10 protein-coding genes and 1 pseudogene are annotated in these 11,589 nt (G+C 72.9%); 4 read left to right on the top strand and 7 right to left on the bottom strand.

Going from position 1 to position 11,589, the window contains the following annotated elements:
• Positions 1-52 precede the first annotated feature (52 nt).
• A pseudogene (locus LOC65_RS19550) lies at positions 53-158 on the top strand (YkvA family protein); the annotation flags it as partial.
• A gap of 178 nt (positions 159-336) precedes the next feature.
• Complete coding sequence (locus LOC65_RS00545; RefSeq protein ID WP_230246148.1) at positions 337-819, top strand: thermonuclease family protein; 483 nt, start codon at positions 337-339, stop codon at positions 817-819.
• Here LOC65_RS00545 and LOC65_RS00540 read toward each other — a convergent pair whose 3' ends face one another.
• On the bottom strand, positions 820-1,629 hold the full coding sequence (locus LOC65_RS00540; protein ID WP_029718689.1) for a gamma-glutamyl-gamma-aminobutyrate hydrolase family protein: 810 nt from the start codon (positions 1,627-1,629) through the stop codon (positions 820-822).
• A 63-nt stretch (positions 1,630-1,692) separates the two neighbouring features.
• Between LOC65_RS00540 and LOC65_RS00535 the strand changes: the two genes are divergently transcribed.
• Entirely contained in the window at positions 1,693-3,399 is a 1,707-nt protein-coding gene (locus LOC65_RS00535; RefSeq protein WP_230246146.1) for a SulP family inorganic anion transporter, read from the top strand.
• Here the strand turns inward: LOC65_RS00535 and LOC65_RS00530 are convergent.
• The 6 genes from LOC65_RS00530 to LOC65_RS00505 all read right to left on the bottom strand — a co-directional run bounded on the left by LOC65_RS00530 (position 3,396) and on the right by LOC65_RS00505 (position 9,882).
• Positions 3,396-4,508, bottom strand: a complete 1,113-nt coding sequence (locus LOC65_RS00530; protein ID WP_230246144.1) for an FAD-binding oxidoreductase — start codon at positions 4,506-4,508, stop codon at positions 3,396-3,398. The genes LOC65_RS00535 and LOC65_RS00530 overlap by 4 nt on opposite strands.
• A gap of 5 nt (positions 4,509-4,513) precedes the next feature.
• A complete protein-coding gene (gene rocF / locus LOC65_RS00525; RefSeq protein WP_230246143.1) occupies positions 4,514-5,443 on the bottom strand; it encodes an arginase in 930 nt (309 codons plus the stop codon).
• Positions 5,436-6,332, bottom strand: a complete 897-nt coding sequence (locus LOC65_RS00520) for a TIGR00730 family Rossman fold protein (RefSeq protein ID WP_164964033.1) — start codon at positions 6,330-6,332, stop codon at positions 5,436-5,438. The genes rocF and LOC65_RS00520 overlap by 8 nt, the downstream gene beginning before the upstream one ends.
• On the bottom strand, positions 6,329-7,087 hold the full coding sequence (locus tag LOC65_RS00515; protein WP_230246141.1) for a molybdopterin-synthase adenylyltransferase MoeB: 759 nt from the start codon (positions 7,085-7,087) through the stop codon (positions 6,329-6,331). The genes LOC65_RS00520 and LOC65_RS00515 overlap by 4 nt, the downstream gene beginning before the upstream one ends.
• Before the next feature lie 46 nt (positions 7,088-7,133).
• Positions 7,134-8,573: a S41 family peptidase gene (locus LOC65_RS00510; protein WP_009858245.1), complete on the bottom strand. Its 1,440-nt coding sequence runs from the start codon at positions 8,571-8,573 to the stop codon at positions 7,134-7,136.
• Between the two features lie 226 nt (positions 8,574-8,799).
• Positions 8,800-9,882, bottom strand: a complete 1,083-nt coding sequence (locus LOC65_RS00505) for an ABC transporter ATP-binding protein (RefSeq protein WP_230246140.1) — start codon at positions 9,880-9,882, stop codon at positions 8,800-8,802.
• A 92-nt stretch (positions 9,883-9,974) separates the two neighbouring features.
• On the opposite strand from LOC65_RS00505, the gene LOC65_RS00500 reads away from it, so the two are divergent.
• Positions 9,975-11,576: an iron ABC transporter permease gene (locus tag LOC65_RS00500; protein ID WP_230246139.1), complete on the top strand. Its 1,602-nt coding sequence runs from the start codon at positions 9,975-9,977 to the stop codon at positions 11,574-11,576.
• Positions 11,577-11,589 lie beyond the last annotated feature (13 nt).

Genomic DNA, 11,589 nt, shown 5'->3' with positions numbered 1-11,589 from the left:
GCTGTTCAAGCACCGCGACACGCCGCGTGCGGTGCGCTGGATCGCCGTCGCGGTGCTGGCCTACGCGCTGTCGCCGATCGACCTGATCCCCGACTTCATCCCGGTGCTGGGCCTGCTCGACGACCTGATCCTGGTGCCGCTGGGCATCGCGCTGGTCGTCAAGCTGACGCCGCCCGAACTCTGGCAGGCGCGGCTGCGCGAAGCCGAGGCCGGGCGCGAGCAGCTGCCGCGGCTGGTCTGGGGCGCGGTGCTGGTCGTCGCAGTCTGGCTTTTGTTGCTGGCCGGCTTTGTCGCGGGGATCATCGCGCTGGCGTTCTGACACTGTTCCCGCACGACATGAAGACACTCCCGGGCCTGGCGCTCGCACTGCTGGCCGGCGCCGCGTTCGCCGCGCCGCCCAAAACGCCGATCGAAGGCCGCGTCACCCAGGTCATTGACGGTAACACCGTGGTCGTCACGCCGGCCGACGGCACGCCGGTGCGTGTGCGCCTGGCCGGCGCCGAGGCGCCTCTGGCCTGTCAGGACTGGGGGCCCGAGTCGCGCCGTGAACTCGCCGAACGTGCCCAGGGCCATCTGGTCACCGTCACCCGGCCGGTGAGCGGCCGCGACGGTGTCGTCACCGGCTCGGTGCTGCTCGACGGCCAGGATCTGGCGCGGCACATGGTGTCCGAGGGCCACGCCTGGAGCTCGCGTGTGAAGTGGGACCGCGGCCCCTTCGTCAAGGAGGAGCGTGTCGCGCACGCGCTGCAGCGCGGGTTGCACGCGGCGCGTGGCGCGCTGCGGCCGGCCGACTTCCGCCGCCAGCACGGCCCCTGCTGATCAGCGCTTGCGTTCGCGCGCCGCGGCCAGGAAGTCGGCCAGCAGCCGCGAGTCGTCGAAGGTCGCCGGGTCGCCCGGCACGTGGAACTCGGGGTGCCACTGCACCGCGGAGATCCAGGCCGGGCCCTCGTGGCGCACGGCCTCGATGGTGCCGTCGTCCGGGCATCGCGCCTCGACGGCGAAGCCCGGCGCCAGGCGCTCCACCGCCTGGTGGTGGATGCTGTTGACGGTGGCGCGCGCCAGCCCGCCGTAGAGCTGCGCCAGGCGCGTGCCGGGCACGATCTCGACGTCGTGGAAATGGCGCTCGTAGTTCGAGCTGTCGCGGTGCGCACGGGCCGCCGGCCGCTGCGTCGGGATGTCCTGCACCAGCGTGCCGCCGTACATCACGTTGAGCAGCTGCATCCCGCGGCAGATGCCGAACACCGGCTTGCCGGCGGTGACGAAGGCGTCGACGAGCTCGATCTCGTAGAGGTCGCGCACGCGGTCGCCGTGCCAGTCGGGGTGCAGCGGCGTCTGGCCGTAGGTCTCGGGCGCGACGTCGTTGCCGCCCTGCAGCACCAGGCCGTCGAGCGCGTCGGCGTAGTGGCGCAGGTTCAGGTCGCCGCGCGTGACGACGCTGTCGGCGGTGACCGCCGGCACCATCAGCGCCACCGCGCCGCCGCGCAGCACCCAGTGCGCGACCGACTGCTCCAGGTAGTGCAGCGTGCGCGTCCAGACACCGTCGAGGTGGATGCCCGGCGTGCCGGGCGTGTAGATGCGAGCCGAGAAGCCGATCAGCAGCGGGGACTGCGGCGGGGATGCTCCTGCCATGGTGCCCATGCTATGCAAGAACGGTTCCCCCCGGGTGCCGCGGGGCGCTGATACGCTCGGCGGATGACGTTGCAAAGGAGTGCACGCGCGCCGTGGGCGCGCTGGCTGGGGCCGTGGGTCGAGGACGTGAACCGCACGAGCCTGCGCGCCGATGCCGCCGCCGGGCTGCTGGGCGCGGTGCTGGCGCTGCCGCAGGCCATCGCCTTCGCGGCGCTGGCCGGGCTGCCGCCGACCTGGGGCCTGTACACCGCGATCGTGCCCTGCATCGTCGCCGCGCTGGCCGGCTCCAGCCGGCTGGTGGCCACCGGGCCGACCAACGCCGTGTCGCTGGCGCTGGCGGCGATGCTCGCGCCGCTGGCGTTGCCGGGCAGCCCCGAGTACCTGCGGCTGGCGCTGGTCGCGACGCTGGGGGTCGGGTTGATGCAGACCGCGATCGCGCTGCTGCGGCTGGGCTCGCTGGCGCACTTCATCTCGCCGTCGGTGCTGCTGGGCTTCACCAGCGGCGCGGCGCTGCTGATCGCCTGGCACGCGCTGGAGTCGGTCGTCGGCGACCTGCCCGGCATCGTGCTCGCCTGCGGCACGCTGGTCGTCGCCTGGGCGCTGCGCCAGGTCTGGCGGCGCGGGCCCTTCCTGCTGGCGACGCTGGCGCTCGCCGCGCTGGCGGCCTGGCTGGCGATGCGTGAAGGCGTGGTGCTGGACTTCGTCGGCGAGCAGCGCATCGACCATCTCTCGTGGGGCCCGCCGGCGCTGGCCTGGGCCGACCTACCGCGGCTGGCCGGCGTCTCGCTGGCGCTGACCGTCGTCGCGACCGGCCAGAGCATCGCCATCGCCAAGGCGCTGGCGGCACGCACCGACCAGCCGCTGGACGTCAACCGCGAGTGCATGGGCCAGGGTCTGGCCAACCTGGCCGGCGCCTGCAGCTCGGGTTTCGTCGCCAGCGGTTCGCTGAACCGTTCGATGCCCAACCTGGAAGCCGGCGCGCGCACGCCGCTGGCGGCGGTGTTCTCGGGCCTGTTCGTGCTGCTGCTGGCGCTGCTGGCGGCGCCGGCCATCGCCTGGATCCCGATGGCGGCCATCGCCGGCCTGCTGCTGTGGGTGGCGGCGACGCTGATCGACCGCGAGCAGTGGCGCGAACGCCTGCAACAGGACCGCACCGAAGCCGCGGTGGCCGCCGCGACGCTGGCCGCGACGCTGGCCTTGCCGCTGGAGCAGGCCATCGTCGGCGGCGTCGGGCTGTCGCTGGTGGTCTACCTCTACCGCACCTCGCGCCCGGCGCTGCGCACGATGGGCTTCGACCGGCCGCCGCCCGACCGCGCGATGGTCGTCGTCGACGACGCGCCCGGCGCCGAGTGCCCGCAGCTGAAGATGCTGCGCATGGAAGGTTCGGTCTGGTTCGGCGCCGTGGCCCACGTCGGCGAGCGGCTGCAGGCGCTGCGCGCCGCGCCCGGCGCCCCGAAGCACCTGCTGGTGATGGCCAAGAGCATGAACTTCATCGACCACGCCGGCGCCGCGCTCTGGGAGCAGGAGCACACGCGGCGGCTGGCGATCGGCGGCGACCTGTACTTCCACCGTCCGCGCCCCGAGGTGCTGCAGACCTGGCAACAGCGCCGGTTCCTGGACCGCCTGGGCGAGGACCATGTCTTCGCCGACAAACACAGCGCGCTGGCCACCATCGTGCCGCGCCTGGACCCGGCGATTTGCGCCGCCTGCCGCGTGCGGCTGTACGCGGAGTGCGCGAGCCGGCCGGGGCCGCCCCCGGCTGGCGCCTAGCCTCGCAGCCTGGCCGGCGACATCGCGCCCGGCTCGACGCCTTCGCGCGCCAGCGCCTCGGGCAGCGGCGCCTCGAGGATCAGCGACTCGGCCAGCAGCGCCGCGCCCGGGGCGCTCTGCACGCCGTAGCCGCCTTGGCCGGCGAGCCAGAAGAAGCCGTCGGCGGTCTCGTCGAAGCCGATGACCAACTCGCCGTCGGGCGCGAAGGTGCGCAGGCCGGCCCAGGTGTGCCGCGGCCGGCGGATGGTCATCGTCGTGCGCTCCTCGATCGCGGCGATGCCGGTCGCCACGTCGAGCTCCTCGGCGACGACGTCGTGCGCCGGCACCGGGTCGGCGTTGCACGGCGAGCCCAGCAGCTGGCCGGCGTCGGGCTTGATGTAGAAGCTCTCGTCGGCGGCGGCCACCAGCGGCCAGCCGCGGTGCTCGACGCCGGCCGGCGCATCGAAGGTGAAGGCGCTGCGGCGCTTGGGCTGCAGGCCCAGCGGCGCGATGCCGGCGCGCTCGGCGACAAGGTCGGCCCAGGCGCCGGCCGCGTTCACGAGCACCCGGGTGTTCGCCGTGCGGCCGTCGGCCAGCGTGATCGACCAGGCCTCGCCATCGCGGCACGCCGACGCCAGCTCGGCGCCCGTCCACAGCGCGGCGCCGTGTGCGCGCGCCACCGCCAGCCAGCCCTGCAGCGCGGCGTGCACGTCGATGTCCATCGCGTCGGGCTCGGCGACCGAGCCGATCAGACCTTCGGCGCGCAGCACCGGCACGCGCGCCAGCGTCTGCTCGGCGTCCAGGCGCTCGACGCCCGGGCCGGCGGCCAGCGCATCCAGCAGCGCCTCCTGGCCCTGCCAGGCGACGTAGAGCACGCCGCGCGGCGACAGGATCGGCACGATCGACGGCGCGGCGTAGCTGGCACGGCTGGCGCGGGTCAGCGCACGCGCCTGCGGCGGGCCGTAGCTCTCCATGAACATCGCCGCGCTGCGGCCGCTGGACTGCGTGCCGGGCTGGCTCTCGCGTTCGAGCAGCAGCACGCGGCCGTGGCCGGCCAGGCGTGCGGCGAGCGAGACGCCGGCGATGCCGGCGCCGACGATGGCGACGTCGAAGGCGGTGTCGGATGTCATGGCGGTCAGCGCGGTGCGCGCATCAGGGTGCTCTTGCCGAACAGGCTCTCGATCAGGTCGACGGCGAGCACGGCGGTCTTGTTGCGCACGTCCAGCGCCGGGTTCAGCTCCATCACGTCGAGGCTGGCCAGGCGGCCGGTGTCGGCGATCATCTCCATGCAGAGCTGGGCTTCGCGGTAGGTCGGGCCGCCCGGGATCGTGGTGCCGACGCCGGGCGCGATCTCGGGGTCGAGGAAGTCGACGTCGAAGCTGACGTGCAGATGGGTGTTGGCGTCCAGCGTCGCCAGCGCCAGCTCCATCGTGTGGCGCATGCCCATCTCGTCGATGTAGCGCATGTCGAAGACCTCGAGCCCGACCTCGTGCACGAAGCGCTTCTCGCCCGGGTCGACGCTGCGGATGCCGATCTGGCGCACCCACTTCGGGTTCAGCGCCGGCACCTGGCCGCCGATCTCGACGAGCTCCTTCGGGCCGTGGCCGCAGAGGCAGGCCACCGGCATGCCGTGGATGTTGCCGCTGGGTGTCAGCCGGCTGGTGTTGAAGTCGGCGTGGGCGTCGAGCCAGAGCACGCGCAGGCGCTTGCCGGTTTCGCGGCAGTGGCGCGCGACGGCGCTGATCGAGCCGATCGCCAGGCAGTGGTCGCCGCCGAGCAGGATCGGCATGCGGCCGTCGGCCAGTTCGGCGTGCACCGCGTCGTGCACGGCCCGGTTCCAGGCGACGACCTGCTCCAGGTGGCGGTAGCCCTCGACCGGCGGCAGCCACGGGTTGGACGGGCCGCCGAGGTTGCCGCGGTCCAGCACCTCGACCTCGTGCGACTCCAGCGTCGTCTGCAGGCCGGCGACACGCATCGCCTCGGGGCCCATGCTGGCGCCGCGTGCGCCGGCGCCGATGTCGGTGGGCGCGCCGATCAGGCTGACGCGGCGGACGGGGTCAGACATCGCGGGTCTCCTCGTTCGGGAGGGTGTCGAAGCCGTAGAACGAAGCCAGGTGGTCCCAGGCCTCCTCGGCGGTCTCGACGAAGCGGAACAGGTTCAGGTCGCCGGCACCGATCATGCCGGTCTCGACCAGGTGCTCGAAGTTGATCAGCTTCTCCCAGAACGCGCGCCCGAACAGCAGGATCGGCCGCGGCCGGCTCTTGCCGGTCTGGATCAGCGTCATCGTCTCGAAGAGTTCGTCCAGCGTGCCGAAGCCGCCGGGGAAACACACCAGCGCCTTGCTGCGCATCACGAAGTGCATCTTGCGCAGCGCGAAGTAGTGGAACTGGAAACACAGCTCCGGCGTGATGTACGGGTTGGGCGCCTGCTCGTGCGGCAGCACGATGTTCAGGCCCAGACTCTTGCCGCCGACCTCGAAGGCGCCGCGGTTGCCCGCCTCCATGATGCCGGGGCCGCCGCCGGTGACGACGTAGATCGGCGCGGCCAGCTTCGCCGAACGTTCGGTGACGATGGCCGCGAAACGCCGCGCCTGCTCGTAGTAGGCGCTCATCGCCAGCGCCGCCTCGGCGCGGGCGACGGCCGTGGTGTCGCCGGTCGCACGCGCGGCGTCCAGGCGCTGGCGGGCGACGTCCTCGGGCAGGATGCGGGCGCTGCCGAAGATGACGATCGTCGACTCGATGCCCTGTTCCTGCTGCACCAGCTCGGGCTTGAGCAGCTCCAGCTGCATGCGCACCGGGCGCAGCTCCTCGCGCAGCAGGAAGTTGGTGTCGGTGAAGGCCAGTCGATAGGCGCTCTCGGGGCCGGCGTAGCGCTGGCCCTCCATCGTGCGCGCGTCCTCCTCGGCGGTCGGGAAGTTGCGGGTCGAGAGGATCGGGTGGCGGGGATCGTTCATGGTGGCGAGCTTAAACGGCAGACGGGGCAGGCTTCGGCGCGCGCGACGCGGATCTCGTCGAAGCGCATGCCCATCGCGTCGACCAGCAGCAGCCGCCCGGCGAGCGGCTCGCCGATGCCGGCGAGCAACTTCAGTGCCTCGGCGGCCTGGGCGCTGCCCACCATGCCGACCAGCGGCGCGAACACGCCCATCGTCGCGCAGGCCGCGTCCTCGTGGCCGGCATCGGGCGGGAACAGGCAGGCGTAACACGGGGCGTCGTCGCGGCGGGGGTCGAACACCGAGACCTGGCCGTCGAAGCCGATCGCCGCACCCGAGACCAGCGGCCGGCGGTGCTGCACGCAGGCGGCGTTGACGGCGTGGCGGGTGCGGAAGTTGTCGCTGCAGTCGAGCACGACGTCGGCCTGCGGCACCAGTTCGTCGAGCAGCGCGGCGTCGGCGCGCTGCACACGCACGTCCAGCTGCACGTCGGGGTTCAGCGCCGCGATGCCGGCGGCCAGCGACGCGGCCTTCGGCGTGCCGATGCGGTCGAGCCGGTGGGCGATCTGGCGCTGCAGGTTGGTGGCGTCGACCGTGTCGTCGTCGACGACGGTGATGCGGCCGACGCCGGCGCTGCCCAGGTACAGCCCGACCGGCGAACCCAGGCCGCCGGCGCCGATGACGAGGGCGTGCGCGGCCAGCAGCCGCTGCTGGCCCTCGATGCCCAGCGCGTCGAGCAGGATGTGGCGCGAGTAGCGCAGCAGCTGCTCGTCGTTCACGTGATCGTCCTGGCGGCGCGCGTGCCGGCGGGCACGCGCGTCAGGCTCACTGCTTGTCGTCGGCCGCCTCGGCCTGGCGCTCGACAGCGGTCTTGCTGACGATCACCGGCTTGCCGCGCAGCTGGTTGAAGGCCTGCACCAGCGGGAAGTCCTCGGCGCTGCCGAACTCGGGCAGCGGCTTGGGCGTCTCCTTGTTCTTGGCGAACTGCTCCTCGAGCTTCTGGCGCGCTTCCTCGCGCGCCTTCTCGCGCGCGTCGTCCTTCTTCTCGTCGGCACCTTGCAGGTGCTTCTCGAGGTCGGCCTCGCGCATGCGCAGCGCGGCGAAGACGTTGCCTTCGGCGGTCTCGTCGAGCCAGATGTCGGGCACGATGCCCTTGGCCTGGATCGAGCGGCCCGACGGCGTGTAGTAGCGCGCCGTCGTGATCTTCAGCGCGGTGTCGGCCGACAGCGGGCGCACGGTCTGCACCGAGCCCTTGCCGAAGGTCTGCGCGCCCATCACGGTGGCGCGCTTGTGGTCCTGCAGCGCGCCGGCGACGATCTCGCTGGCCGAGGCCGAGCCTTCGTTGACCAGCACCACCAGCGGCACCGTCTTCAGCGCCGCCGGCAGCTTGCGCAGCGGGTCGGCGCCGGCGCGGCGCAGGTAGTACTCGGGCGCGGCCTTGAAGGTCGCCTTGGAGTCGGCGATCTGGCCGTTGGTCGAGACGACGACGACGTCCGGCGGCAGGAAGGCCGAGGCGATCGCCACCGCGCCGTCGAGCAGGCCGCCCGGGTCGTTGCGCAGGTCGAGCACGATGCCCTTGATGTTCGGGTCCTGCTTGTACAGCTCCTCGACCTTGCGCGCGAAGTCGTCGACGGTGCGGTCCTGGAACTGGCTGACGCGGACCCAGGCGTAACCCGGCTCGAACATCTTCGCGCGCACGCTCTGCACGCGGATCTCCTCGCGCGTGATCGTCACCGGGAAGCTGCGGTTCTCGCTCTTGCGCAGCACCGTCAGGCTGACCTTGGTGTTGGGTTCGCCGCGCATGCGCTTGACGGCCTGGTCGACCGTCAGGCCCTTGACCGCGGTGTCGTCGATGCGCGTGATCAGGTCACCCGGCTTCAGCCCGGCACGGAAGGCCGGCGAGCCCTCGATCGGCGAGACGACCTTCACCAGGCCGTCTTCCATGCCCATCTCGATGCCGATGCCGACGAACTTGCCGCCGGTGCTCTCGCGGAATTCCTTGAAGCTCTTCTTGTCGAAGTACTGCGAATGCGGGTCCAGCCCGGCGACCATGCCGCCGATGGCGTCGGAGATCAGCTTCTTCTCGTCGACCGGCTCGACGTAGTCGCTCTTGATCATGCCGAACACCGCGGCGAGCTGCTGCAGCTCTTCCAGCGGCAGCGGCGCGAGCGTCTCGCGCGCGTTGGCCTGCAGCTGCAGCGTCGTCATCGCGCCCGCGAGGGCCCCCACCGCCAGCAGCCCGGCAACTCTCAGTTTTGCACCCATGACGTCCTGCTCCGAAGCCGACTTTCTACTGCGGCGCAGTATAGGGTGCGGGGTTGTGCTGCCACGGGGCAGGGGGATGGGTGAGGACCCTCACCCGGCGTGGCGTGCTGCACGGCGACGGCCACGGCGGCGGGCCGGACATGTCTGGCGCATCCGATCAAGCTTCCCGCCACGGCCCGGCTTTGCCGGTCCGTTGGCGGACGGCTCCCTCGGGGGGTAGCGAGCGTCAGCGAGCTTGGGGGCGCGCAAACGTCACGACGTGGTCGACCTCGGCGCGGATGCCGATCCATTCGCCGATCTGGTGGTCGTGATGCGAGGGCACGTGCGCCAGCAGGCGCTCGCCGCCGGGCAGGCGCAGCGTGTAGAGGAACTCCGAGCCGCGGAAGGCCTTGCGCTCGATGCAGGCCTTCACCGGGCTCGTGTCGTCGTGCACGACGTCGTCGGCGCGCAGCAGCACCTCGCACTCGTCTCCGGGGTAGGCGCCCGGCAGCGGGCATTCGGCGACGTCGGCCAGCGCGCCCAGCGGCGTGTGCACCGCCGGCGTGCCGCCGTTGGCGGCGATGCGCGCCGGCGCGAACACGCCGTGGCCGATGAAGCCGGCGACGAAACGGCTCGCCGGGCGGTGGTACAGCGTGTAGGGCTCGTCCCACTGCTCGAGCCGGCCGTCGTGCATCACGCCGACGACGTCGCCCAGCGCGAAGGCCTCGAGCTGGTCGTGCGTGACCAGCAGCGCCGTCGTGCCGCTGTCCTTGAGGATCGCGCGCAGCTCCTGCGCCAGCGACTCGCGCAGGTCGGCGTCCAGGCTGGAGAAGGGCTCGTCGAGCAGCAGCAGCTCGGGCCTCGGCGCCAGCGCCCGCGCCAGCGCGATGCGCTGCTGCTGGCCGCCCGACAGCTGGTGCGGCGCGCGGCGCGCCGCGTGGCCCAGGCCGACGAGGTCCAGCATCGCCGCCACGCGCGCCTCGCGTTCGGCGCGCGCCAGCGCCTTCAGCCCGAAGCCGACGTTCTCGGCCACCGTCAGGTGCGGGAACAGCGCGTAGTCCTGGAACACCATGCCGACGCGCCGCGCCTCCGGCTCCAGGTGCACGCCGGCCGAGGCGTCCGACAGCGTGCGCCCGTCCATCGTGATGCGGCCGGCGGCGCAGCGCTCCAGCCCGGCAACGGCGCGCAGCAGCGAGGTCTTGCCGCAGCCCGAAGGCCCCAGCAGCACGCCGATCTGGCCCGCGGCCAGGCCCAGCGACACCGCCTCGACGGCCGCCCGCGCCGTGCCCCGCGTGTAGCGCACGGAGACCGAATCCACGTTCAGGAACATCGGTCCATGATAATTGTTCGTATTACCACGCTGCCCCGCCGGACACCCGGCGCGAACCGCCGCCATCGCCGGCGGTTCCCGGGCCGACCGCGATGCGACTGCTGCTGACAATCCTCTGCGTGCTGCTGGCGCTGCCGGTGTTCGGCGTGCTCGGCGCCTGGGCGACGCTGGACGCCGGGGCGCTGGAGGTCCTGCGCCACCAGGCCTCGACGGTGATGGCCGGCTATGCCGCGCAGTCGCTGCTGCTGGTGCTGGGTGTCGGCGTCGGCGTCGCGCTGGTCGGCACCGGCGCGGCGGCGGCGGTGACGCTGTTCGACTTCCCCGGCCGGCGCGTGCTGGAGTGGGCGCTGCTGCTGCCGCTGGCGATGCCGGCCTACGTGCTGGCCTATGCCTGGACCGACGCGCTGCAGTACAGCGGCCCGATCCAGGTGGCCTTGCGCGCGCTGACCGGCGCGCAGGGCGCGTTGTGGCCCGACGTGCGCAGCCTCTGGGGCGCGGTGCTGCTGTTCGTGCTGTGCCTCTATCCGTACGTCTACCTGCTGGCGCGCACCGCGCTCGGCGAACGCGCGGCGCCGATGATGGAGGCCGCGCGCCTGCTCGGCGCCGGCCTGCGCCGGCGCGTGCTGGAGGTGGCGCTGCCGCTGGCGCGCCCGGCGATCGCCGCCGGCATCGCGCTGGCGCTGATGGAGACGCTGGCCGATTACGGCGTCGGCAGCTACTTCGGGCTGACGACCTTCAGCACCGGCATCTACAAGGCCTGGCTGGTGATGGACGACCGCGTCGCCGCGGCGCAGCTGGCCTCGATGCTGCTGGCCGTCGTCGCGCTGCTGCTGGTCGTCGAACGCCGGGCGCAGAAGCGGCTGCGGTTCGCCGCCTCGCGGCCGGGCGGCGCCGGTTCGGCCGACGCGCGGCCGCTGGTGCTGCGCGGCGGCGCGGCCGCCGCGATGCTGGCGCTGTGCACGCTGCCGGTGCTGCTCGGGTTCGTGCTGCCGGTCGGCTGGCTGGGCTGGCTGGTCTGGCAGGAGGCGACGGTGTCCGAGTTCGGCCTGCCGCTGCCGCGTTTCGCCGAATGGGCGCGCAACAGCTTCGAGCTCGCCGGGCTGGCCGCACTGGCCGCCACCGCGCTGGCGCTGGCGCTGGGTTTCGCGCTGCGCCGCGGCGGCGGCGGGCCGCTGCCGCTGGCCGCGCGGGTGCTGTCGCTGGGTTACGCGGTGCCCGGCGCGGTGATCGCCGTCGGCCTGCTGCTGCCGGTGGCCTGGGTGCAGCGCGTCTGGCTCGAGGCGCCGCTGGGCGCGCTGTTCACCGGCACCGCCTTCGGCCTGGTCTACGCCTACCTGGTGCGCTTCTCGGCGGTGGCGCTGCAGTCGGTCGAGGCGGGTTACGCGCGTGTGCCGGCTTCGGTCGACGAGAGCGCGCGCTTGCTGGGCGGCGGCGGCTGGCGGCTGTGGCGCGAGCTGCACCTGCCGCTGTTGCGGCGCTCGGCGCTCGCCGCGGCGCTGCTGGTCTTCGTCGACGCGATGAAGGAGCTGCCGGCGACGCTGGTGCTGCGCCCCTTCGGCCGCGACACGCTGGCCGTCGTCGCCTACAACTTCGCGCGCGACGAGCGCCTGGCCGAGGCGGCGCTGCCGTCGCTGGCCATCGTCGCCGTCGGCCTGCTGCCGGTGCTGCTGCTGTCGCGCGCGCTGCGGCGCTGAGGCGGCGGCCTGC

The organism is Rubrivivax sp. JA1055, assembly GCF_020966565.1.
Taxonomy (GTDB): domain Bacteria; phylum Pseudomonadota; class Gammaproteobacteria; order Burkholderiales; family Burkholderiaceae_C; genus Rubrivivax; species Rubrivivax benzoatilyticus.
The sequence above is the reverse complement of the archived record's forward strand: the minus strand, read 5'-3'. Positions and strand labels throughout refer to the sequence as shown.

Coding starts and splice junctions, on each gene's coding strand:
- LOC65_RS00545 (WP_230246148.1), top strand. CDS start 337: ATGAAGACACTCCCGGGCCTGGCGCTCGCACTGCTGGCCGGCGCCGCG.
- LOC65_RS00535 (WP_230246146.1), top strand. CDS start 1,693: ATGACGTTGCAAAGGAGTGCACGCGCGCCGTGGGCGCGCTGGCTGGGG.
- LOC65_RS00505 (WP_230246140.1), bottom strand. CDS start 9,882: ATGTTCCTGAACGTGGATTCGGTCTCCGTGCGCTACACGCGGGGCACG.
- LOC65_RS00500 (WP_230246139.1), top strand. CDS start 9,975: ATGCGACTGCTGCTGACAATCCTCTGCGTGCTGCTGGCGCTGCCGGTG.
- LOC65_RS00540 (WP_029718689.1), bottom strand. CDS start 1,629: ATGGCAGGAGCATCCCCGCCGCAGTCCCCGCTGCTGATCGGCTTCTCG.
- LOC65_RS00530 (WP_230246144.1), bottom strand. CDS start 4,508: ATGACATCCGACACCGCCTTCGACGTCGCCATCGTCGGCGCCGGCATC.
- rocF (WP_230246143.1), bottom strand. CDS start 5,443: ATGTCTGACCCCGTCCGCCGCGTCAGCCTGATCGGCGCGCCCACCGAC.
- LOC65_RS00510 (WP_009858245.1), bottom strand. CDS start 8,573: ATGGGTGCAAAACTGAGAGTTGCCGGGCTGCTGGCGGTGGGGGCCCTC.
- LOC65_RS00520 (WP_164964033.1), bottom strand. CDS start 6,332: ATGAACGATCCCCGCCACCCGATCCTCTCGACCCGCAACTTCCCGACC.